The following is a 20,284-nucleotide window of genomic DNA, read 5'->3' as shown; positions in this document are numbered from 1 at the left end:
ATAGCATGGAGCCGGCACATGGCGCGAGAAAAACTGGATGACGCAGCGATCCGCGAGGCGCTTGCCAAACTCGAGGGTTGGCGCCTTGCCGCCGACAACGGGTCGATTTCCCGGACCTTCATCTTCAAGGATTTTTCCGAGGCTTTCGCTTTCATGACGCGGGTGGCGCTGGCGGCGGAGACAATGGACCATCATCCAGACTGGTCGAACGTCTACAAGACCGTCAACGTGACACTGAACACGCATGACGCGGGTGGCCTGACCGGGCTCGATTTCGAACTGGCGGGCAAGATGGACCGTTTTTCCAAAAGCTGACGGCGCCCATCTTGCAGCGGGGTGTTGCTTTCACCACATTTTGATCGAGGCTGGCGCCATGAGGCGTCGTCCCAGGAGGAACAGCATGGCTGACAAGACCGGGTTCGACTTCTTCGGCTTCGGCGGCAAGGATTTTCAGGGCAAGCCGGGCGACGAGAAGGAAGTGCGGGCGAAGTTCTGGCGCACGGCCAAGAAGGCCGCGCGGCAGGTTCCCTTTATGGAAGATGTCGTGGCCGCATATTACTGCGCGCTCGACAAGAAGACGCCGCTGAAGGCCAAGGCCATCCTGCTCGGCGCCCTCGGCTACTTCGTGTTGCCGACGGACGCCATTCCCGACATCATCCTTGGCCTCGGCTTCACCGACGACATCGCGGTGCTGACCGCGGCGATCACGACCGTCCGTGCGCATATAAGACCCGCGCACCGGCTGGCGGCCCGGGAAGCGATGGCCGACGACGCCTGACGTCCGCAAGCGCCGACCGGGCGTCCTGACCACCGAGTTCAGGCCGCAGTCAAATTCTCGCCTTTTTCCTGCTTTCCAAGTCGCCGCCAAGGGACATCGCGGTGCTGCCTGCTCAGGGTTGCGGCGCGAAATGGCGGCGGGTTCCCTTGGTGCGCTTCTTTTCTCGCGGAGGTTCACCCTTTGGTAACCCAGATTAAATCAAAATGAAGCGAACAGGCAGGACGCGAGCCGGCCTGCCTCCGCACCATTTGGGAATACGGGAAAAGCGATGCGCGGATTGATAGCACTTGTTTCGAGCCTGGCTCTGGTTGCCGTGGCGGGTCCGGCGCTCGCCCAGCAGGCGACCAAGATCGGCCAGCACAACGCCTGGGGCACCTACAGCTACCAGGCGGCGAACGGCAAGGTGTGCTACGTGCTGACGGTGCCGACGGACAAGCAGCCGCCAACCCTCGACCATGGCGACATGTTCTTCTTCGTCAGTCAGCGCCCGGGCCAGCAGGTTTCCTATGAACCGCAGTTCATCTCCGGATACGATTTCCAGGCGAATTCCAAGGTCACCGTCACGGTCGATTCCAAGAGCTTCTCGCTGTTCACGCGGGGCCGGTCGGCCTGGGTGGAGAACGCGGCGGAAGAACCGGTGCTGATCGCCGCCATGAAAGGCGGCACCGAGATGAAGGTGAAGGCCAAGTCCGGCCGCGGCAACGACACCAGCTACGTCTTTTCGCTGAAGGGCATTTCGGCGGCGCTGTCGTCCATCGCCAACTGCAAGTAAGCGCGGTTGGATAGCCGGCTGACAGGTCCTGCCGGGCAGCCTCGCCTGCAGGCAAGGACATGACTCGCGCAGGAAGCTGTGTTATTGCGCCTGTCTTGTGAAGGCAGAGGCTGAAATCGGCCTCAAACCCCTCTATATTGTGCCGGTCATGACCTTATCGCTCGATCTCACTGCCAACGGCGCGCGCGCCATGCCGCACAGCCTTGCCGCGGAGGAAAAGCCTTCGCTGATCGGTCTGTCGCGTGCCGAGATGGCCGAGGCGCTGATCGCCGCCGGCGTCGTGCCCGAGCGGCAGGCGAAGATGCGCGTGCAGCAGCTGTGGCACTGGCTCTATGTGCGCGGCGTTTCCGAATTCAGCCAGATGTTCAACATCTCGAAGGATCTGAGGGCGGCGCTGGCTGAGCATTTCGCGATTGCACGCCCCGAGATCGTCGAAGAGCAGATCTCCACCGACGGCACGCGCAAATGGCTGTTCCGGTTTCCGCCGCGCGGAGCAGGGCGTCCCGTCGAGATTGAAACAGTCTATATTCCCGAGGAAGGCCGCGGCACGCTGTGTATCTCCAGCCAGGTCGGCTGCACGCTAACCTGCTCATTCTGCCACACCGGCACGCAGAAGCTGGTGCGCAATCTGACGGCAGAGGAAATCCTTGCCCAGCTTCTGACGGCGCGCGACCGGCTGGGTGATTTCCCCGACCGCGACACGCCGGCCGGCGCCATCGTGCCCGCCGAAGGCCGCAAGATCTCCAACATCGTCATGATGGGCATGGGCGAGCCGCTCTACAATTTCGAAGCGGTGAAAACGGCGTTGCTTATCGCCTCGGACGGCGACGGGCTGGCGCTGTCGAAACGCCGGATCACGCTATCGACATCGGGCGTGGTGCCGGAAATCTATCGCACCGGCGAAGAGATTGGCGTCATGCTGGCGATCTCGCTGCACGCCACCAACGACGATCTGCGCGACCTGCTGGTGCCGATCAACAAGAAGTATCCGCTGAAGGATCTGATCGAAGCGTGCCGCGCCTATCCTGGGCTTTCCAACGCCAAACGGATCACCTTTGAGTATGTGATGCTGAAGGACGTCAACGATTCGATCGAGGACGCCAAGGGGCTGATCAAGCTCTTGAAGGGCGTACCGGCCAAGATCAACCTGATCCCGTTCAACCCCTGGCCGGGCACCAACTACCAGTGCTCGGATTGGGACACGATCGAGAAATTCGCCGATTTCATCAACAATGCCGGCTACGCGTCGCCGATCCGCACGCCGCGCGGCCGCGATATATTGGCGGCCTGCGGCCAGCTCAAGTCGGACTCGGAGCGTATGCGCCGGGTGGACCGGCTGGCGCTGGAGGCGATGATGATCGCGGGGCACGGCGAAGCGTGACCTTTCCAGCCCGGTTGAAAACCAAGCCGGCCCGATCCGGCCCGGACTTAGGTCATTGCCGCGCATGGCGACCGGTCCGATGAACCGGTTCGTCGCCTATTTCGTCCGTTTCGCGGTGATCTTTTTCGGCTATGCCGTCGGTTCGCTTGCGGCCAGCGCCTTCATCCACGTCATCTTCTTCGCCTGGGCCGGCGTACAGCCGCAGGATGCTCCGTGGGTAGCCACTGGCTCGTTCGTGTTCTCGGTTCCGTTCGTGGCGCTGTTCGTCGCGTATTTCGGCTTCATGCCATCGGCGCTGGCGATCCTGCTGGCTGAGCTGCTCAGCCGGCGCGACTGGCTCTATTACGCGCTTGCCGGCGGCGCCGTCGCAGCGGTCTTCATCGGCTATCTCTATCGCGAGGTCGATCCGGATTTCGCGATCACCGATACGAATATGATGTTGTCCCTTGTCGGGGCGGGCATGATCGGCGGCATTTTCTACTGGCTCGCCGCCGGGCAATGGGCCGGCAGCTGGAAGCGGCGACGCCCGGCAGGGGCGCCTAGCGCGCCTGGGCCGTCAGGATCTTGACCGCGAAAGCCGAGAAAACCCCGGCAAACACGTAGTCCACGATCCGCGTGATGCGTGGGCTTTTGCGCAAGAGGCCGGCGAACTTGTCGGCGGCGATGACCATCGGTGCGGTGACCGGCAGCGACAAAACGATAAAGGACAGGCCGAGGAAGAACAGCTTGCCGGGCGCGTTCGGGTCGTGGGCGGAGACGAACTGCGGCAGGAAGGTCATGAAGAACAGGATAATCTTAGGGTTCATCAGATTGATGCCGAGCCCGGTCGCCCAGTTCTTGAACAGCGAACGCGGCGCGCGCTTGGTCGTGTCGGGCGAAAAGGCGGATCCCTTCCAGATCGCCTGCCAGGCCAGCCAGACGAGATAGCCGGCGCCGCCAATCTTGAGCGCCAGGAACGCCTGCGGCGAGGCGACGATCAACGCCGACAGGCCGACGGCGACCAGCGTGGTGTGGACGACAATGCCGCTCATGGCGCCGGCCATGCAGGCGAAACCGGCGGTGCGGCCCTCCGACAGCGCCCTGCCGACGAACAATGTCATGTCCGGCCCCGGAGTGATGGCGATGATGAAGGTGGCGATGGCGAACTGGAGTAGGGTGCTGGCGTCCGGAATGAAGGGCATGGGCATTTCCCGCGAAGATCGCTTTCCTTAGCGAATGCCGCCAATCCGCGCTAGCCACAGCAAAGCGGATCGCTGATGCCAGCGCCCGGCCCGGCGTGGGGGTTCTTGCCGCCCGGTCTTGCGCTTTGCGGAAGCGGCGTGATACCTCGCCCGCGAAACCGGGATCGTTGATATGTCCAATATAAAAGACGTCAAGAAAGTCGTGCTGGCCTATTCGGGCGGTCTCGACACCTCCATCATCCTCAAATGGCTACAGACAGAACTCGGCGCCGAAGTGGTGACCTTCACCGCCGATCTCGGGCAGGGCGGCGAGCTGGAGCCGGCGCGGCAGAAAGCCGAGCTGATGGGGATCAAGGATATCCGCGTCATGGATGTGCGCGAGGAGTTTGTCTCCGACTTCGTTTTTCCGATGTTCCGCGCCAACGCGCAGTATGAAGGCGTCTATCTGCTCGGCACCTCGATCGCCCGGCCGCTCATCTCCAAGCATCTCGTCGAGATCGCCAAAGAGACCGGAGCCGACGCGATTGCCCATGGCGCCACCGGCAAGGGCAACGACCAGGTTCGTTTCGAGCTGTCCGCCTATGCGCTGAACCCCGACATCAAGGTCATCGCGCCGTGGCGCGACTGGTCGTTCAAGTCGCGCACGGACCTTTTGAATTTCGCCCGCGACCACCAGATCCCGGTGCCGAAGGACAAGCAGGGCGAGGCGCCATTCTCGGTTGACGCCAATCTCCTGCACTCGTCCTCGGAGGGCAAGGTGCTGGAGGATCCGTGGAGCGAGCCGCCGGAATTCGTGCACCAGCGCAGCGTTTCGCCGATGGATGCGCCCGACGAGGTGACCGAAATCGAGATCGAGTTCCTGAAGGGCGATCCGATCGCGCTCGACGGCAAGACATTGTCGCCGGCGACGCTGCTGGCGGCGCTGAACGATCTGGGCCGTGATAACGGCATAGGTCGGCTCGACCTGGTCGAGAACCGCTTCGTCGGCATGAAAAGCCGGGGCGTCTATGAGACGCCGGGCGGTACCATCCTGCTGGCGGCGCACCGCGCCATCGAATCGATCACGCTCGACCGGGGTGCTGCGCATCTCAAGGACGAGTTCATGCCGCGCTATGCCGAGCTGATCTACAACGGTTTCTGGTTCTCGCCGGAGCGCATCATGTTGCAGGCGATGATCGACAAGAGCCAGGAGGACGTGGAAGGCACGGTGCGGCTCAAGCTCTACAAGGGCAATGTCATCGTCACCGGCCGCAAGTCGAAGAAGACGCTCTATTCGGACGCGCTGGTGACCTTCGAGGACGACCGCGGCGCCTACGACCAGAAGGACGCCGAAGGCTTCATCCGGCTGAATGCGTTGCGGCTGCGTACGCTGGCGGCGCGCAACCGCAGAGGCTGACGTGACATACGGCGGCGCATGGCGCGTGCTGCCGGCCCTGGCGGTCGCAATGGCTGCGCCCGCTGCCGCTCAGGACTTCGATCCGACCGCGCTCGATCTTGCTACGCTGATCGAGTGCCGCGCAAACGCACCGGCCTATAATGGCTTCGCCCTGTGGTTTTCCGGTGAGCCGGACGCGGCCGACAAGCTCGGCTGGCGGCCGGTCGATGCCGGGAACTTTCTTCTCCAGCAGTATGAGATGTCCGCTCCGGTAAATGTCTTCGGTCACACGACGGAGACGGTTGCCTTCACCTCAACGGGACTGATGGCGGTCCTTGACGGCGTGTCCGCGCCGGAACTGGCGACAGAGCGCGGCATCGTGCCACTGATCGCCACCCGGGATAAATTCCTGGGCGAGAAGGTGTTGGTCGATGACAGCGAGATCGTCGACGGCATCACCTACGCGACCCGTATCAGTCTCAACGTATCCACCGTCGATTCGCATCCGGGCAAGGTGCTGGCGGGCTGCTCCTACGCCATCGAGGTGAAATAAAAGCCCGGCTCATGGCCGGGCTTTTTCTTTTTGAGAGATGGAATTGTCGTTCAGCCGCCGTCGATCGCTGTTGCGATGCGGGCGATGGCCTGCTGATAGACGCTGGCGGAATTCCAGCCGGCGATCGCGCCCATATTGCCTTCGGCGCCGACGCCTGCGCGCCAGCCATGGCCCTTCAGGTAGTTGGCGGTGGACATGAGAGCGGTGTTCTTGTCGCGCAGGTTTCCGCCCCCGACGCCATATTTCAGGACATTTCCCGGTAGGAACTGGGTGTGGCCAATCTCGCCATGCGCGGCGCCGACCGAACTGGCGCTGAGCGCGCCACGATCGACAAGCTTGAGCGCCGCGATGGCATGGGGCGTGAAGAACTCCGGACGGCGGCAATCATAGGCGAGCGTGACGATGGCGGAGACGGTGTTCTGCTTGCCCATGGCTGCGCCAAAGCCGGTTTCCATGCCCCAGATGGCCAGCAAGACGCCGGGCGAAACGCCGTAGTTGCTTTCGATCTTGTTGAACAGCGCAGCGTTCGACTTCTTCAGCGAGCGGCCCCTGGAAATGATCGTGGCGGCGCCACGGCGCTTCATGAAGGAGTCCACCGAGCCGCTGAAGGCCTTTTTGACGGCGCGGTCGACCCTGATGGTCCCCGTCGCGTAAGTCGCGCCGGCCAGTGCTGAAAGGCCCGCGCTCTTGACGCCGGCGGCCTTTGCCTCGTTGGCGAAGTCCGCCTTCCACTCCTCGAACCCGGCAGCGGTCTTGCCGCAAGACGCCGCCTGCGCGGCGCCTGTCAGCAGACCGAGCGCCGCTAGGGCCGCCGCCGCGAAAATCTTTCCCTTGGCAAAAACTGCCATGCTTCTCTCCTGGTTGCCTGATTCCTGTCCCGGACATTGAACTTGCCAGCGAAACGGGGGTTTGTCACCGTACCTGACAGATCCTGCGTCGTCCCGACGCCGAATGCCGTTTTATTATGGCAAAGACGCGGCCAAGAAGCTCACTGCCCGGGAAAACGGCCTGGTTCAGCCAAAAATTGCACGATACGGAACGGAACTGCCCTTTGACGGGGGCGTTGGCATCGCATTTCCCGGATATATTCAAGATCGCTACGGTTGATTATGAAACTCTTCGATTGCCCGCATTGCCGCCACCGCCTCTATTTCGAGAACGTCCAGTGCCTGAACTGTTCCGGACGCGTGCTTTACGATCCCCAGCAGGCTGATTTCGTCAAGGCTGAGGCCGAGGGCGTATTCCAGTGCCTGAACGGGACGGAATGCACCTGCAACTGGGTGGCGGAACCCGGCCAGGCCTTTTGCCGCGCGTGTGGGCTGAACAAGACGATTCCCGACCTTGCCATCGACGGAAACCGCGAGCGCTGGATCAGGGTGGAGGCGGCGAAGAAACGCGCGATCTATTCGCTGTTGGGCTTCGGCCTGCCGATGGCGCCGAAGCAAGCCCCCGGCGACGGGATCGGCCTCGCCTTCGATTTCCTGGCGGACCCGATCGGCGCCGGACCAGGGGGCGAGCATATCTTGACCGGGCACGACAACGGGTTGATCACGCTCAACGTCGCGGAAGCCGATTCAGCCGAGCGGGAACGTCGTCGTGTTGAGATGGGCGAGAATTATCGCACGCTGCTCGGTCATTTCCGCCACGAGCTTGGCCATTATTACTGGGACCGGCTGATCCGCGACGACCCGCACAGGCTGGACGCATTCCGCGCGCTTTTCGGCGACGAGAGGCCGGACTACGAGCAGGCGCTCGCTACCTATTACGTCAGTGGAGCGCCGCCCGGCTGGCAGCAGGGGCATATTTCGGCCTATGCCGCCAGCCATCCCTGGGAGGACTGGGCCGAGACGTTCGCGCACCATCTGCACATCACCGACACGCTGGAGATGGTGCATGCGCTGAATTTTTCGCTCGGCCGGCTGGCGACGGTGGAAGACAACGCGCTGAAGCAGGGCGACACCGGTGGCGACCTGCAGCCGGCGCCTATTGACTTTGCTCCGCGAGCCGAGCCGTTCGGCAAGGTGCTGGCCCGCTGGCTGGTGCTCTCGGAAGCCTCGAATTCGATAAACCGATGTATGGGCCTGCCCGATCTCTATCCCTTCGTCATCTCCGAAACAGCGGCCGAAAAGCTCGCCTTCGTGCATGATCTGCTGTGCGAACAGCGACAGGCCTGGAATAAATCGTGACCGCTGCCGGGCCGGCAAAGCGGAACGCAACAGCCCGAAACCCGTTTTCGGCGTCGGGAGGCCACTTAATTGGGGGCCACGAAAACGGAGAGTACGATGAGAAAATTTTTGTTGCCCGTCGTGACGGGAGCATTTGTCGCTCTGTCCGGCGCAGCCTTTGCAGACACCTCGATCTCGGCTGTAACCGATCTTAACGTCCGCGCTGGCCCGGGGCCACAATTTCCTGTCGTCGGCGTTCTCAACACTGGCGAGCAGGCCATGCTGAAAGGCTGCCTGCCGAACTCCAAATGGTGCGCCATCGATGAAGCCGGCGACCAGGGCTGGGTCTATTCCGACTATGTGATGGCCGATTTCAGCGGCAACAGGGTCGTTCTGACGCAACGTCCGGTTGATGCCGGCATCGCTGTCGTCGATCCGCCGGCCGATGTCGGCAATTTTTCAGGCGCCTCGAGCGGCGAGCTTCTTCCTGGCGAACCGGTAACCGGCTTCGAGCAGCCTTCCACTGAAGTGCGTACCTATATCAGGTCGAACCAGCCGGAGCCTGTTTATCTGGACGGCGAGGTCGTATCGGGCGCGGTTCTGCCCGAAAGCGTCGAGCTGCGGGAAATCCCGGACTACAATTACCGCTACGTTTATGTAAACGGCCAGCCGGCTCTCATCGATCCGGAAACCCGCCGCGTCGTCTATGTGGTGAGGCAGTAGCCACACAAATAAGCTGGGTTCGGCCCAGGCATCAAATGACAAGGCCGCCGGTCACTCCGGCGGCCTTTTTCATTCGTGGCGCTCGTAATCCTCAGGCGAGCCGTGCGTCGAGGGAGACCTTGATGGCGCCGAGCGCCTTGGAAACCGGGCATTCGGCCTTTGCCTTTTCCGCCAGTTCCTTGAACTTCGCGGCGTCGATGCCGGGGACGGTGCCCACCAGCGTCAGATTGCTTTCGGTGATGCCGGTGCCGGGGATGAGCTTGACGGCAGCCTTGGCCTCGAGCTTTTCAGCCGGTGTGCCGTTCTCTGCCAGGAAGTGCGAAAGCTGCATGGCGTAACAGCCGGCATGGGCGGCGGCGATCAGTTCCTCCGGGTTGGTGCCGGATTTTCCGCTCTCGTCCTCGAATCGCATCTTGAACGAATAGGGCGCGGCCTTCAGGGCACCGCTCTGGCTATCAAGTATGCCGGTGCCTTCCTTCAGATTGCCTTTCCAGACGGCGGTTGCAGTACGATCCATGAGGTGTTTCTCCGTGGTTGGGTGGGTTAAGCTGCGGTGGAGCGAATATAGCGCGGCGCAGCAGGCGCGCCATGGGCAGGGGCGGGAAATCGGCATGGCCGGGTCGGCGCGATCTGACCATCCGAAGTGCTGTTAAATTTTCGCTGCAAAAAATGTCGGCTGTCGGCCGGTGCGCGCGTCCTTCGACCGGTATGTGCAATATCGGAAGGAAACTCTTCATGGATTACAGAAGTGTCGCCGCCCTGGATGCGCGGCAAAGGCAGCCCGTATACGTCAGCGGGCCGGCCAGATTGAAAAAGGTGATCGCGGCTTTGATGCTGATTGCCGCTATGGTCGTTCTGCTAGATCATTCCGCTGACCGGGCCCATTCCACTATCCAACGCGCCAGCACCAATGGAAGGATCATCCAATGAAATTCCTCTGCCTGATCTATCATGACGAAGCCGAGCTGGCCGCGTTCACGGCGGCGCAGATGAAGGTGCTGGATCACGATTCGGAAGCTTATGACCGGACGCTGGAACAGGCTGGCCACATGATCTTCGCCCATGCGCTGCGGCCAGCACGCACAGCGCGGACCGTCAGGATGCGTGGGAAGAAAACCATGATCACCGACGGCCCCTTCGCCGAAAGCAAGGAGCAGCTCATCGGCTTCATCCTGATCGAGGCGCAGGACGCGGACGAAGCCATGCAGCTCGCCAAGGAGATTCCGCTGGCGAAGACCGGCACGGTCGAGGTGCGGCCTGCCTTCGATCCGTTCGCCTAGAGCGTTCGTGGTTGGACTGAAACGCTCTAGATAGCCTCGCCTTTCAGCAATCTTGGTGTAGCCCCGGACATGCCGGACGCCTGGCGGATGAAGAAATCCTTCAGGCGCGGCATCCGTTCGACCATGCCGAGGCCGATGTCGCGGACGGCGCGAAGTGGGCCGATGTCGTTGGAGAACAGACGGTTCAGCACATCGGTGGTGACGCCCATCTGCAGCGTATCGAAGCGACGCCATTGCTGGTAACGCTCCAGCACGTCGAGGGCGCCGATGTCCTGGCCGAGCCGATCCGCCTCGATGACGACTTCGGCCAGGGCGGCGACATCCTTGAAGCCGAGATTGAGACCCTGCCCGGCGATCGGATGAATACCGTGGGCCGCGTCTCCGGCAAGGGCCAGGCGGGGCGCGACGAAGGAACGGACCAGCGTGAGCCCGAGCGGCCAGGCGCGCGGCTTGTCCATGGCGCGGATTTCGCCGAGCTGCAACCCGAAGCGGCGTTCCAGCTCGGTTTCGAAGACCAGTTCGTCGCCGGCGACGAGTCGCTCGGCGTCTTCCGTGCGCTCGACCCAGACGATTGACGAGCGGTTGACGCCCTTGTCGTCCGGCTTGAGCGGCAGGGTGGCGAATGGGCCTGCGGGCAGGAAATGCTCCTCGGCGCGTCCCTCGTGCGGCCGTTCATGCGCCACGGTGCAGACGATGCCGGACTGGCCATAGTCCCATTTCACCGTCTTGATCCCGGCCATGTCGCGCAGTTTCGAGTTGACGCCGTCCGCGGCGACGAGCAGGCGCGCCTTCAGCGCCGCGCCATCGGCCAGATGCACCGTCACGCCGCCACCGTCGGTGTCGAAGGCCCGCACCGCGACGCCCTCGATGATGTCGATGCCGAGCTGGCTGGCCTGCTTTCGGAGAGTGCCGTTGAGGTCGCGATTGGCGACCATGTGGGCGAAGGGCTCGCCGGGGGCGACGTCGCCGTCGAAGGTCAGGAACACCGGACGAACCGGGTCGGCGGTGCGGGAATCGGTGACGATCATCTCGGTGATGGGCTGGGCATTCGGCGCGATCTCTTTCCAGACCCCGAGCCGGTCGAGCATGCGGCTCGCCGCCGCGGCAATGGCCGAAGCGCGGCCGTCGCGCTGCCATGCGCCGGCCGGCGCGGCATCAACGACTGCGACACGCAGGCTGGCGCGCGCCTGCTTCAGCGCCACTGCCGCCGCCAGGCCGACATAGCCGGCGCCGGCAATCAGGATGTCGAGGCTTTCCTTATTCGTGCCGCGCTGCATGGTTGCCGCTCCTTTCAACGATATGCCCTTCCTGCCTGACGGCCCATATGGCTTGACTGCTCTGCGCTCCTGTCCGAAACCCATACCGGCAACACTGCGGAAGGGCGCGACATATGGCGGCGATGAGCGAGCTTCTCAGCATTCTCGACCTCGAGAAGCTGGAACACAACCTGTATCGTGGTCGCAGCCCCAAGCTCGACTGGCAGCGCGTGTTCGGCGGCCAGACGATCGCGCAGGCGCTGGTGGCGGCGCAGCGCACCGTCGATCCGGACCGGCATATCCATTCGCTACACGGCTATTTCATGTTGCCGGGCGATACACAGGTGCCGATCATCTACGAGGTCGACCGCATCCGCGACGGCTCGTCCTTCACCACGCGGCGCGTGGTGGCGATCCAGCACGGCCAGGCGATCTTTTCGCTGGAGGCGTCCTTCCAGCAGGATGAGGAGGGGCTGGAGCACCAGGTGCCTATGCCGCGCGATGTGCCTGACCCCGACACCCTGATGTCCCAGCGCGAACTGATGGCCAAAATGGGCGACGCAGTTCCGGAAGGCATCAAGCGCTACTGGGAACGCGACCGGCCGATCGAGATGAAGCCGGTCATCCTGGAGCACTATACAAGCCGGCAGAAACTGGAGCCAAAGCAGAATATCTGGATACGGACGACCGGGCCGGTGCCGGCGGATCGCGGCATCCAGGCGGCGGTCCTGGCCTACCTGTCCGACATGACGCTCCTCGACACCTCCACCTTCGCGCATGGGCGCGGCATATTCGACCGCGATATCCAGGCCGCCAGCCTGGACCACGCCATGTGGTTTCACCGCATGCATCCGATGGACGACTGGATTCTCTACACGCAGGACAGCCCATCGACGCAGGGTTCGCGTGGCTTCACCCGCGGCTCGCTGTTTGCGCGAGACGGGACCCTGATCGCTTCCGTCGCCCAGGAAGGCCTGATCCGTTTGAGACACCCGCCCGCCAAATAGGCATTTATACAAAATTGCCCATTTTTTGATCAGGGAGTCGCCTGCATCCTTGCGGGCTGCATCGCCGTGTCTGAACGAACCCTTTTATTTACAACGAGTTAACGACGGCGCTCGCAACTGGCACGGAGCTTGAATCACCTTGGGCACTCTCCGGTTCACGGTGAGAACCGCGAAGTGACGTGTAACGCGGGGGGACCCGCAACAAGCAAAGGGTGAAACCTTATGAAAATCGTGATGGCAATCATCAAGCCGTTCAAGCTCGACGAGGTGCGTGAAGCACTTACCGCCGTCGGCATACAGGGCCTGACCGTCACCGAAGTCAAAGGCTACGGGCGTCAGAAGGGGCACACGGAAATCTATCGCGGGGCTGAGTACGCAGTCTCTTTCCTGCCGAAGATCAAGATCGAGGTCGCCGTCGCCATCGACATGGTCGACAAGGCCGTCGAAGCCATCAGCGTGGCGGCCAAGACCGGCCAGATCGGCGACGGCAAGATCTTCGTCTACGGCATCGACCAGGCGGTGCGCATCCGCACCGGCGAAACAGACAGCGACGCGCTCTAAGCGGCTCAAGAGATTCCAATGGAGAGATCAATGACACTTCCAACAACGCTGAAGAAGGTGGGGCGCACCGCCTTGCTGGGCTCGCTGGCCGTTGCAGCACTGGGCACGGTTGCGGCCTTCGCGCAGGACGCCGCACCGGCCGCAGCCGCTGCCGCCCCGGCACCGGTGACTGACAAGGGCGACGTCGCCTGGATGATGGTTTCGACCGTGCTCGTCCTGTTCATGACGCTGCCGGGCCTTGCCCTTTTCTATGGCGGCCTCGTGCGCGCCAAGAACATGCTTTCGGTGCTCATGCAGTGCACCATGATCACAGCCGTCGTCATGGTCGTGTGGGTCCTGTGGGGCTATTCCTTCGCCTTCGGCGGCGGCACCAGCCCCTTCTGGGGCGGCTTGGGCAAGGTCTTCCTCGCCGGCGTCAGCCCGACGACGACGGCGGCGACATTCACCGATGGCGTCGTGCTGCCGGAATATGTCTTCATCTGCTTCCAGATGACCTTCGCCGTCATCACGCCGGCGCTGATCGTCGGCGCCTTCGCTGAACGCATCAAGTTCTCGGCGGTGGTGCTTTTCACCGTACTCTGGGTGACGCTGGTCTATTTCCCCATTGCCCACATGGTCTGGGATTCGGCTGGCTACATCTTCAACCTCGGCGCGCTTGATTTCGCCGGCGGCACGGTTGTCCACATCAATGCCGGCATCGCGGCGCTGGTCGGCGCGATCTTCGTCGGCAAGCGTACCGGCTACGGCAAGGACAACATGGCACCGCACTCGATGACGCTGACCATGGTCGGCGCCTCGATCCTGTGGGTAGGCTGGTTCGGCTTCAATGCCGGCTCCAACCTCGAAGCCAATGGCGGCGCGGCTCTGGCGATGATCAACACCTTCACCGCAACCGCCGGCGCCATCATCGCCTGGTCCATCATCGAAACCTTTGCCCGCGGCAAGGCATCAATGCTGGGCGCGGCTTCCGGCCTCGTCGCCGGCCTGGTCGCGATCACGCCCGCTTGCGGCACCGTCGGTCCGGTCGGCGCCATCGCGCTCGGCGCCATCGCCAGCGCGGTCTGCTACTTCTTCGTCTCGGTGGTGAAAATCAGAATGGGCTACGACGACTCGCTCGACGTGTTCGGCGTGCATGGCGTGGGCGGCATCATCGGCGCTCTCGGCACCGGCATCTTCACCTCGCCGTCGCTTGGCGGTACCGGTGCGGCAGACTTCTCCATCGGCTCGCAGTTCATGATTCAGCTCTATGCCGTCATCATCACCATCGTGTGGTGCGGCGTAGTGTCGGCCATCCTCTACAAGGTGGTGGACCTGATCGTGGGTCTGCGTCCGACTGTGGAAGCCGAACGCGAGGGCCTCGACCTGACCTCGCATGGCGAAGTGGCCTACCACTCCTGAGCATTGGACCGGCGGAGCAGCCGCCGGTCTTTCGGTTCCCGTCGTGGCTCTCCAAGGAGAGGCCGCGCATTGAGGCCCGGGCTTTCCGGGCCTCTTTTTTGGCGGTTCCGGTTCACCAATCCTTAACCATGCGAAGCTAGCCATCGCCGCCGGGAGAACGGAGGCTTGATTTGGTTGCGCGTGAGCGATTTGAAGTGTTGCCCGATCTGGCCGGCGGCTGGATGGTCTGGGACAAGCAGCTCGACGCACCGGCGATTTTCTCGCAAATCACGCTGGATGGCCTGAGCGCGCGTGAGGCGAAGTCCCTGACCGCGCTGCTCAACGCCCAATGGCGGGCGCTGCGCGTCTTCCGTCAGGCATCCTAGCCGGGTGAAATCACCCGAGCGGGGAATCGCGCTCTGCAATGGCGATGGTCGAGCTTGCGCTGGCGATCTGCTCGGGCCCGCCCTTTGGCGGCCATAGCCTGGCGGCATAGTGCTCGGCCCGCAGCGTTCGACGTTCGTCGAGGCTCGAAAAGCCCCATATGTGCGTGATCCTGGGAGGGCCATCCAGGGCATACATGTTGACCACCAGATGGTCGGTGTAGCGCTTCGCCGGCTCGATCACGTCTTTCCATCCGGCCAGCGTGGCGGGCAGGCCGCCAGGCTTCAAATGATAGGTCCTGAACTCGAACAGGCCGCCGTAACTGCGCGGCCGCACCGGCGGCAGGAATGGAAACGGCGCATAGGTCTCCATGCTGAGCGCGGTGCAGACCGCGTTGGCGTTGAACGGATTGGTGCTGAACAAGGCGCGCTGGCGTTCCCGGCGCTGATCTTCTTCGATTTCGAACCCCCGCAGCACAAACACCTGTCCGAGTGTGCCGATGTCGGATCGCCACATTCCCAATAACCGGCCCGCCGCATCGGCGTCGTCGACCCAGCTTCGCGCCGCGTCGGAAAGCTCATCGAGCCGCAGCAGCGGACCGGACAGAGTGGCGAGTTCGTACAGCATCATCAGTCGAAGCCGAGGCGTTTGCCGAGCACTGCCAGATCGGGCAGCAGCTTCCGGCTGGATTCGGCGGAGAAAGCGCCGAAGTAGGGGTCCCATTCCTCGATGGAAAGTTCCTCGATCAGTCCCTCGCGCGAAAACGGATCGCCCGCGACCATCTCTTCGACCTCGGCGCGACTATCGGCTTTGAAGATCAGGAAGCCCGACCGCAGTTTCGTTCCCTTGAGCGGCCCGGAGGCTTTCAACCTTCCATCATCAATCAGGTCGAGCAGGTATTCGACATGCTCCAGCACATGCCGATTCCATTCCGGCCCATCAGGGTGGGACATGGTGACCACGTAAAAAGCCATCGGAACCTCCCGTCCAGGGTTTGCGGTCAAGCTACTCGGCGTTGAGGGGAGTTGATAAGGTGCCATTCGGTTCTAGCTGTAATGACCGTGGAGACCTTTATGTCCGGATTTCGGGTCCTGATGTTCGAGATGAGACAGTGATTTCCAGAACCAGGCTCAGGGCGCTATATTATTCCATTCTCGGAGGCGACATTTCGTTCGGTGCGGGGTCGAAAGTCGAGAGCCAGGCGCTGCTGAGCGCCAGAAAGGGCGGCTCGATCCGCATCGGCAGCCGCACCACTGTCGGTCGCCGCGCCATGCTGCTGGCCGAAGGCGGCCCCATCGTCATCGGCGACGATTGCACCATCAATCCCTATTCTGTCCTCTACGGCCATGGCGGCCTTACCATCGGCAACTGGGTTCGCATTGCCGCGCATGTCGTCATCGTGCCGTCCAATCACCGTTTTGGCGATCTGTCGCGTCCTATCGCCAAACAGGGGCTGGATCAGATCGGGGTCACCATCGAAGACGATGTCTGGATCGGCGCTCATGTCACCGTCCTTGACGGCGCGCATATAGCGAAGGGTTGCGTCATCGCCGCCGGCGCAGTCGTCAGGGGCAGGACCGAGCCCTATGGAGTCTATGCCGGCGTACCGGCGCGCATGATCAAGAGACGCGGTTAGGGCAGCTATCCATTGTCAGGGATCATGCGTCAAAAGAACCTTCGAAGACGGTTGCGCCCCGTCTACGATCGCCGCTACATACCCCGCACTCTTTTCCCCGGCGGCTTCCTCATGATCAGTCCTTCCCATATTCTGAACCTGTCGTGCGACGATCAGCCAGGCATCGTCGCGGCCGTTGCCACGGCGCTCGCCGGGATCGGCATCAATATCGTCGAGAGCAGCCAGTTCTGGGATCAGCAGACCAACCGGTTCTTCATGAGGATCGCGCTCGATTCCCGCGGAAAGCCACAAAGGGAAATCGAACTCACGCTCCGCCCGGTCATTCAGCGCTTCGACATCGACGCCCATGTCACTGATACCGCGGTAAGCCCCAGGATCATCATCATGGTGTCCAGGTTCGACCACGCCATGCTCCACCTGCTTTATCAAATCCGCGTCGGCTGGCTTCACGCCAACGTCGTGGCGATCGTTTCCAATCACCCGGACAGCCGGAAGGAGGCCGAGGACGCTGGCGTTCCCTACCATCACTGGGCGGTGACGAAGGAAAACAAGATCGAACAGGAGGCGCGTCTATGGCAACTCGTTCACGATACGAATCCCGAACTCGTTATCCTCGCCCGCTACATGCAGGTGCTGTCGGACGATTTTTCCCGCCGGCTCTACGGGCGGATCATCAACATCCATCACTCTTTTCTGCCGAGCTTCAAGGGCGCCAAGCCCTACCACCAAGCCTATAATCGCGGCGTCAAACTGATCGGTGCGACCGCGCATTACGTGACGCCGGATCTCGACGAGGGCCCGATCATCGAGCAGGAAACGGAGCGGGTGAATCACGCCATGAGCGCCGAAGACTATGTCGCCGCCGGCCGCGATATCGAATCGCGGGTGCTTGCCCGTGCCGTCAAGCTGCATCTGGAAAACCGCGTCATGCTGAGCGGCAACAAGACCATCGTCTTTACCTGAACGATCACGGGTAGCCGGCGGTTCAAAACCGGCGCCGATGACGGCCAAATTCTCCATGGTTAATGCAGCCTTAACCTTCGGGTGGCTAGTCTGGAGACCGAATCCGCCGGCTGGCCGCAGCGATGCGCGCCATCCGCTCAGGCACAGTCAATGGGGAAGATTATGCGTTCAGGGGGTACCGCACCGCTAGCGCTGGCCGATACCGGCCATGGCCTGCAGGCATTCGCGCGCCGCCAGGCGGGGCGTCTCGCCGGCGTCGGCATGCTTCTGGGCGTGATTTTCGCGGTTGCCAGCCTCGCTACCTGGAACGTTGCCGATCCTAGCTTCAGCCACGCCACCGACAATGTCGTGACCAATGCCATGGGCTACGCTGGCGCGGTCTTCTCCGACATCGCCATGCAGTTCTTCGGACTTTCGGCCGTTGCGGCGCTGGTGCCCGCGGTTATCTGGGGCATTTTGCTGTTCACGGCTCGCGGCGTCGATAAGCTGCCGAAACGGGGGCTGGCATGGTTCGGCTATGCGATGCTCGCGGCGGCCATCGCCGGCTGCGTCGTTCCGCCCAAGACTTGGCCGCTGCCCACTGGGCTGGGCGGCGTTTTCGGCGACATGGTCCTCAACGTTCCCGGCGCATTTGCCGGCGGCTACCCGACCGGCCTGCTGGCCACTGTGCTGGCGGTGATCTTCGCCGCTCCGGCGCTCTGGCTGTTCGTCTATGGCTCGGCGCTGATCTCGCGCCGCAACGGCTTCGCTCCGATGGAGCCGGAAGCGAGGCCGGAACCTGTCGACAATGATTCGGTTTTGTTCGAGGCCGAGGAGGACGACGACGGCGAAGGCATTCTGGCGCTTGGGGCGATCACCCACTGGTGGCTGTCGTTCCGCGCCTATCTACGCAGGCGCGCGGCGCGCCTGCAGGCGCATGAGGACTTCGAACCGCCGATGGAGCCTCGCTCCAGCGGCTGGCGCCGGGCGGCCGAACGGGTCGAATCGGCCGAACTGGCCGAGGCGCGCTTCAGCTCGAACGGACGTGCCCGTGTCGAACCGGAATTCTTTGCCTCGCTGGTCAACGACCGGGGGACGGCCGTCCATGCGGAGGACGCCGAATTCTATCCGGAAGAAGAGGACGAAGACGAAATCGACTTTGCGCCAGCCACCGATGGACAGGCTTATGCCGGTTCGACGGCGCAAGTCCGCAACTTCCGCTCCGACGCCGCAACCCGCGTCGAAGCGCCTGCGCCACGGCCAGCTCCCGGCGCGCGCGTCCAGCGGGAAGCGCAGACATCCCTCATCGCCTCGAACAAGTTCGAAATGCCGTCGCTGCATTTCCTGGCCGAACCGAAAAATGTCGTGCGTGACGCCAGCCTGTCCAAGGACGCGCTGGAACAGAACGCGCGGTTGCTGGAAGGCGTGCTGGAGGATTTCGGCGTCAAGGGCGAGATCATTGCCGTCCGTCCCGGCCCGGTCGTCACGCTCTACGAATTGGAGCCGGCTCCGGGCATCAAGTCCTCGCGCGTCATCGGTCTGGCTGACGACATCGCCCGTTCGATGAGCGCCATTGCCTGCCGTGTCGCGGTTGTTCCCGGCCGCAACGCCATCGGCATCGAGTTGCCGAATGCGCGGCGCGAAACGGTCTATCTGCGCGAGATCCTCGCCAGCCGCGATTTCGAGCAGACCAAGGCCAAGCTGGCGCTGGCGCTCGGCAAGACGATCAATGGCGAGGCGGTGATCGTCGATATCGCCAAGATGCCGCACGTTCTCGTCGCCGGCACCACCGGCTCCGGCAAATCGGTCGCCATCAACACCATGATCCTGTCGCTGCTCTACCGGCTCAAGCCGGAGGAATGCCGGCTGATCATGATCGACCCGAAAATGCTGGAACTGTCGGTCTATGACGGCATCCCGCATCTGCTGACGCCCGTCGTCACCGATCCGAAGAAGGCTGTCGTGGCGCTCAAATGGACGGTGCGGGAGATGGAAGACCGCTACCGCAAGATGTCCAAGGTCGGCGTGCGCAATATCGACGGCTTCAACGCCCGCGTCAGCCAAGCCGAGAAGAAGGGCGAGAAGATCTCGCGCACGGTGCAGACAGGTTTCGACCGCCAGACCGGCGAGGCGATCTACGAGACCGAAAATCTCGATCTCGAGCCTATGCCCTACATCGTCGTCATCATCGACGAGATGGCCGACCTGATGATGGTCGCCGGCAAGGACATCGAAGGCGCGGTTCAGCGCTTGGCGCAGATGGCGCGCGCGGCCGGCATCCACGTCATCATGGCAACGCAGCGGCCGTCGGTCGATGTCATCACCGGCACGATCAAGGCCAATTTCCCGACCCGCATTTCCTTCCAGGTCACGTCGAAGATCGACAGTCGCACCATTCTGGGCGAGCAGGGCGCCGAACAGCTGCTTGGCATGGGCGACATGCTCTACATGGCCGGTGGCGGCCGCATCCAGCGCGTGCATGGTCCCTTCGTGGCCGATGACGAGGTGGAAAAGATCGTCGCGCATCTGAAGCTGCAGGGCGTGCCGGAATATCTCGACGCCATTACAGAAGACGACGACGAGGATGACGACGAGCCTTCCGGACGGGGCGGCGGCGGTTCGGGCAACAGCAATTTCGAGGATTCCGACGATCCCTACGATCAGGCGGTGGCCGTGGTGCTGCGCGACGGCAAGGCGTCGACCAGCTACATCCAGCGCCGCCTCGGCATCGGCTACAACCGCGCCGCCTCCATCATCGAGAAGATGGAGAAGGAAGGCATCGTCGGCGCCGCCAACCACGCCGGCAAGCGAGAAATCCTGGTGCCGACCGAGGATGACAAATTCTAGGCCTGGCCGATCGGGTCTGCTGCTTCGAGGGGGAGCGAGGAACTTCGTGGCGTCCTCAAGTGTTTA

The 20,284-nt window shown here is 62.7% G+C and carries 24 protein-coding genes; 18 read left to right on the top strand and 6 right to left on the bottom strand.

Annotation, left to right across the window (positions count from 1 at the left end):
* Nucleotides 1-18: 18 nt before the first annotated feature.
* From ASD44_RS13605 to ASD44_RS13585, 5 genes are all read left to right on the top strand, one after another.
* A complete protein-coding gene (locus ASD44_RS13605) occupies nt 19-315 on the top strand; it encodes a 4a-hydroxytetrahydrobiopterin dehydratase (protein WP_056112900.1) in 297 nt (98 codons plus the stop codon).
* Nucleotides 316-400: 85 nt separating this feature from the next.
* Nucleotides 401-778 carry a YkvA family protein gene (locus ASD44_RS13600; protein WP_056112897.1) on the top strand — a complete coding sequence of 126 codons (378 nt, stop codon included), beginning with the start codon at nt 401-403 and terminating at the stop codon, nt 776-778.
* A gap of 268 nt (nt 779-1,046) precedes the next feature.
* Entirely contained in the window at nt 1,047-1,550 is a 504-nt protein-coding gene (locus ASD44_RS13595; RefSeq protein ID WP_056112894.1) for an invasion associated locus B family protein, read from the top strand.
* Between the two features lie 148 nt (nt 1,551-1,698).
* Entirely contained in the window at nt 1,699-2,931 is a 1,233-nt protein-coding gene (gene rlmN, locus ASD44_RS13590) for a 23S rRNA (adenine(2503)-C(2))-methyltransferase RlmN (protein ID WP_056116186.1), read from the top strand.
* Between the two features lie 79 nt (nt 2,932-3,010).
* Entirely contained in the window at nt 3,011-3,499 is a 489-nt protein-coding gene (locus ASD44_RS13585) for a hypothetical protein (RefSeq protein ID WP_056116183.1), read from the top strand.
* Here ASD44_RS13585 and ASD44_RS13580 read toward each other — a convergent pair.
* Nucleotides 3,471-4,118, bottom strand: a complete 648-nt coding sequence (locus ASD44_RS13580) for a LysE family translocator (protein WP_200946420.1) — start codon at nt 4,116-4,118, stop codon at nt 3,471-3,473. The two genes, ASD44_RS13585 and ASD44_RS13580, sit on opposite strands and share 29 nt — an antisense overlap.
* Nucleotides 4,119-4,284: 166 nt before the next feature.
* Between ASD44_RS13580 and ASD44_RS13575 the strand changes: the two genes are divergently transcribed.
* Both ASD44_RS13575 and ASD44_RS13570 read left to right on the top strand, forming a co-directional pair.
* Nucleotides 4,285-5,508, top strand: coding sequence for an argininosuccinate synthase (locus tag ASD44_RS13575; RefSeq protein ID WP_056112891.1), 1,224 nt, complete (start codon nt 4,285-4,287; stop codon nt 5,506-5,508).
* A 1-nt stretch (nt 5,509) separates the two neighbouring features.
* On the top strand, nt 5,510-6,040 hold the full coding sequence (locus ASD44_RS13570) for a hypothetical protein (RefSeq protein WP_244480486.1): 531 nt from the start codon (nt 5,510-5,512) through the stop codon (nt 6,038-6,040).
* A 50-nt stretch (nt 6,041-6,090) separates the two neighbouring features.
* On the opposite strand, the gene ASD44_RS13565 is transcribed toward ASD44_RS13570, so the two are convergent.
* Complete coding sequence (locus tag ASD44_RS13565; protein ID WP_056112887.1) at nt 6,091-6,888, bottom strand: lytic transglycosylase domain-containing protein; 798 nt, start codon at nt 6,886-6,888, stop codon at nt 6,091-6,093.
* Between the two features lie 261 nt (nt 6,889-7,149).
* Here ASD44_RS13565 and ASD44_RS13560 point away from each other — a divergent pair, with 261 nt between their 5' ends.
* Both ASD44_RS13560 and ASD44_RS13555 read left to right on the top strand, forming a co-directional pair.
* Complete coding sequence (locus tag ASD44_RS13560; RefSeq protein ID WP_056112885.1) at nt 7,150-8,226, top strand: putative zinc-binding metallopeptidase; 1,077 nt, start codon at nt 7,150-7,152, stop codon at nt 8,224-8,226.
* Between the two features lie 96 nt (nt 8,227-8,322).
* The gene (locus ASD44_RS13555) at nt 8,323-8,928 is read left to right on the top strand and encodes a DUF1236 domain-containing protein (RefSeq protein WP_056112882.1); all 606 of its coding nucleotides are present in this window, start codon (nt 8,323-8,325) and stop codon (nt 8,926-8,928) included.
* Nucleotides 8,929-9,019: 91 nt separating this feature from the next.
* On the opposite strand, the gene ASD44_RS13550 is transcribed toward ASD44_RS13555, so the two are convergent.
* Complete coding sequence (locus tag ASD44_RS13550; protein WP_056112879.1) at nt 9,020-9,445, bottom strand: OsmC family protein; 426 nt, start codon at nt 9,443-9,445, stop codon at nt 9,020-9,022.
* 218 nt (nt 9,446-9,663) lie between these two features.
* On the opposite strand from ASD44_RS13550, the gene ASD44_RS13545 reads away from it, so the two are divergent.
* Nucleotides 9,664-9,858, top strand: a complete 195-nt coding sequence (locus tag ASD44_RS13545) for a hypothetical protein (RefSeq protein ID WP_056206823.1) — start codon at nt 9,664-9,666, stop codon at nt 9,856-9,858.
* Nucleotides 9,855-10,208 carry a YciI family protein gene (locus ASD44_RS13540; RefSeq protein WP_056112873.1) on the top strand — a complete coding sequence of 118 codons (354 nt, stop codon included), beginning with the start codon at nt 9,855-9,857 and terminating at the stop codon, nt 10,206-10,208. The genes ASD44_RS13545 and ASD44_RS13540 overlap by 4 nt, the downstream gene beginning before the upstream one ends.
* A gap of 26 nt (nt 10,209-10,234) precedes the next feature.
* On the opposite strand, the gene ASD44_RS13535 is transcribed toward ASD44_RS13540, so the two are convergent.
* The gene (locus tag ASD44_RS13535) at nt 10,235-11,485 is read right to left on the bottom strand and encodes a ubiquinone biosynthesis hydroxylase (protein WP_056112870.1); all 1,251 of its coding nucleotides are present in this window, start codon (nt 11,483-11,485) and stop codon (nt 10,235-10,237) included.
* A gap of 113 nt (nt 11,486-11,598) precedes the next feature.
* On the opposite strand from ASD44_RS13535, the gene tesB reads away from it, so the two are divergent.
* The 4 genes from tesB to ASD44_RS18215 all read left to right on the top strand — a co-directional run bounded on the left by tesB (nt 11,599) and on the right by ASD44_RS18215 (nt 14,795).
* On the top strand, nt 11,599-12,471 hold the full coding sequence (tesB, locus tag ASD44_RS13530) for an acyl-CoA thioesterase II (protein WP_056112866.1): 873 nt from the start codon (nt 11,599-11,601) through the stop codon (nt 12,469-12,471).
* Nucleotides 12,472-12,693: 222 nt separating this feature from the next.
* Nucleotides 12,694-13,032 carry a P-II family nitrogen regulator gene (locus ASD44_RS13525; RefSeq protein ID WP_056112863.1) on the top strand — a complete coding sequence of 113 codons (339 nt, stop codon included), beginning with the start codon at nt 12,694-12,696 and terminating at the stop codon, nt 13,030-13,032.
* A gap of 30 nt (nt 13,033-13,062) precedes the next feature.
* A complete protein-coding gene (locus tag ASD44_RS13520; RefSeq protein ID WP_082542476.1) occupies nt 13,063-14,430 on the top strand; it encodes an ammonium transporter in 1,368 nt (455 codons plus the stop codon).
* A 170-nt stretch (nt 14,431-14,600) separates the two neighbouring features.
* Entirely contained in the window at nt 14,601-14,795 is a 195-nt protein-coding gene (locus ASD44_RS18215) for a hypothetical protein (RefSeq protein ID WP_056206821.1), read from the top strand.
* 10 nt (nt 14,796-14,805) lie between these two features.
* Here the strand turns inward: ASD44_RS18215 and ASD44_RS13515 are convergent, their stop codons facing one another.
* Both ASD44_RS13515 and ASD44_RS13510 read right to left on the bottom strand, forming a co-directional pair.
* Nucleotides 14,806-15,423 carry an NIPSNAP family protein gene (locus tag ASD44_RS13515; protein ID WP_320409843.1) on the bottom strand — a complete coding sequence of 206 codons (618 nt, stop codon included), beginning with the start codon at nt 15,421-15,423 and terminating at the stop codon, nt 14,806-14,808.
* Nucleotides 15,423-15,767, bottom strand: a complete 345-nt coding sequence (locus ASD44_RS13510) for a YciI family protein (RefSeq protein WP_056112860.1) — start codon at nt 15,765-15,767, stop codon at nt 15,423-15,425. The genes ASD44_RS13515 and ASD44_RS13510 overlap by 1 nt, the downstream gene beginning before the upstream one ends.
* A 137-nt stretch (nt 15,768-15,904) precedes the next feature.
* On the opposite strand from ASD44_RS13510, the gene ASD44_RS13505 reads away from it, so the two are divergent.
* The 3 genes from ASD44_RS13505 to ASD44_RS13495 all read left to right on the top strand — a co-directional run bounded on the left by ASD44_RS13505 (nt 15,905) and on the right by ASD44_RS13495 (nt 20,218).
* The gene (locus ASD44_RS13505; protein WP_244478775.1) at nt 15,905-16,429 is read left to right on the top strand and encodes an acyltransferase; all 525 of its coding nucleotides are present in this window, start codon (nt 15,905-15,907) and stop codon (nt 16,427-16,429) included.
* Between the two features lie 111 nt (nt 16,430-16,540).
* Nucleotides 16,541-17,392 carry a formyltetrahydrofolate deformylase gene (gene purU / locus ASD44_RS13500; RefSeq protein ID WP_056112857.1) on the top strand — a complete coding sequence of 284 codons (852 nt, stop codon included), beginning with the start codon at nt 16,541-16,543 and terminating at the stop codon, nt 17,390-17,392.
* 162 nt (nt 17,393-17,554) lie between these two features.
* Nucleotides 17,555-20,218, top strand: a complete 2,664-nt coding sequence (locus ASD44_RS13495; protein WP_056112851.1) for a DNA translocase FtsK — start codon at nt 17,555-17,557, stop codon at nt 20,216-20,218.
* The last annotated feature ends 66 nt before the right edge of the window (nt 20,219-20,284 follow it).

It is taken from the genome of Mesorhizobium sp. Root554, from assembly GCF_001427025.1.
In the GTDB taxonomy this organism is placed as follows: Bacteria; Pseudomonadota; Alphaproteobacteria; order Rhizobiales; family Rhizobiaceae; genus Mesorhizobium.
Note: the sequence above shows the minus strand (reverse complement) of the source record. Positions and strands in the feature narration are given on the sequence as shown.

What these genes read in the sequence shown, in the direction of transcription:
- ASD44_RS13605 (WP_056112900.1), top strand. Translation starts at nt 19, where the DNA reads ATGGCGCGAGAAAAACTGGATGACGCAGCGATCCGCGAGGCGCTTGCC.
- ASD44_RS13600 (WP_056112897.1), top strand. Translation starts at nt 401, where the DNA reads ATGGCTGACAAGACCGGGTTCGACTTCTTCGGCTTCGGCGGCAAGGAT.
- ASD44_RS13595 (WP_056112894.1), top strand. Translation starts at nt 1,047, where the DNA reads ATGCGCGGATTGATAGCACTTGTTTCGAGCCTGGCTCTGGTTGCCGTG.
- rlmN (WP_056116186.1), top strand. Translation starts at nt 1,699, where the DNA reads ATGACCTTATCGCTCGATCTCACTGCCAACGGCGCGCGCGCCATGCCG.
- ASD44_RS13585 (WP_056116183.1), top strand. Translation starts at nt 3,011, where the DNA reads ATGAACCGGTTCGTCGCCTATTTCGTCCGTTTCGCGGTGATCTTTTTC.
- ASD44_RS13580 (WP_200946420.1), bottom strand. Translation starts at nt 4,118, where the DNA reads ATGCCCATGCCCTTCATTCCGGACGCCAGCACCCTACTCCAGTTCGCC.
- ASD44_RS13575 (WP_056112891.1), top strand. Translation starts at nt 4,285, where the DNA reads ATGTCCAATATAAAAGACGTCAAGAAAGTCGTGCTGGCCTATTCGGGC.
- ASD44_RS13565 (WP_056112887.1), bottom strand. Translation starts at nt 6,888, where the DNA reads ATGGCAGTTTTTGCCAAGGGAAAGATTTTCGCGGCGGCGGCCCTAGCG.
- ASD44_RS13560 (WP_056112885.1), top strand. Translation starts at nt 7,150, where the DNA reads ATGAAACTCTTCGATTGCCCGCATTGCCGCCACCGCCTCTATTTCGAG.
- ASD44_RS13555 (WP_056112882.1), top strand. Translation starts at nt 8,323, where the DNA reads ATGAGAAAATTTTTGTTGCCCGTCGTGACGGGAGCATTTGTCGCTCTG.
- ASD44_RS13550 (WP_056112879.1), bottom strand. Translation starts at nt 9,445, where the DNA reads ATGGATCGTACTGCAACCGCCGTCTGGAAAGGCAATCTGAAGGAAGGC.
- ASD44_RS13545 (WP_056206823.1), top strand. Translation starts at nt 9,664, where the DNA reads ATGGATTACAGAAGTGTCGCCGCCCTGGATGCGCGGCAAAGGCAGCCC.
- ASD44_RS13540 (WP_056112873.1), top strand. Translation starts at nt 9,855, where the DNA reads ATGAAATTCCTCTGCCTGATCTATCATGACGAAGCCGAGCTGGCCGCG.
- ASD44_RS13535 (WP_056112870.1), bottom strand. Translation starts at nt 11,485, where the DNA reads ATGCAGCGCGGCACGAATAAGGAAAGCCTCGACATCCTGATTGCCGGC.
- tesB (WP_056112866.1), top strand. Translation starts at nt 11,599, where the DNA reads ATGGCGGCGATGAGCGAGCTTCTCAGCATTCTCGACCTCGAGAAGCTG.
- ASD44_RS13525 (WP_056112863.1), top strand. Translation starts at nt 12,694, where the DNA reads ATGAAAATCGTGATGGCAATCATCAAGCCGTTCAAGCTCGACGAGGTG.
- ASD44_RS13520 (WP_082542476.1), top strand. Translation starts at nt 13,063, where the DNA reads ATGACACTTCCAACAACGCTGAAGAAGGTGGGGCGCACCGCCTTGCTG.
- ASD44_RS13515 (WP_320409843.1), bottom strand. Translation starts at nt 15,423, where the DNA reads ATGATGCTGTACGAACTCGCCACTCTGTCCGGTCCGCTGCTGCGGCTC.
- ASD44_RS13510 (WP_056112860.1), bottom strand. Translation starts at nt 15,767, where the DNA reads ATGGCTTTTTACGTGGTCACCATGTCCCACCCTGATGGGCCGGAATGG.
- purU (WP_056112857.1), top strand. Translation starts at nt 16,541, where the DNA reads ATGATCAGTCCTTCCCATATTCTGAACCTGTCGTGCGACGATCAGCCA.
- ASD44_RS13495 (WP_056112851.1), top strand. Translation starts at nt 17,555, where the DNA reads ATGCGTTCAGGGGGTACCGCACCGCTAGCGCTGGCCGATACCGGCCAT.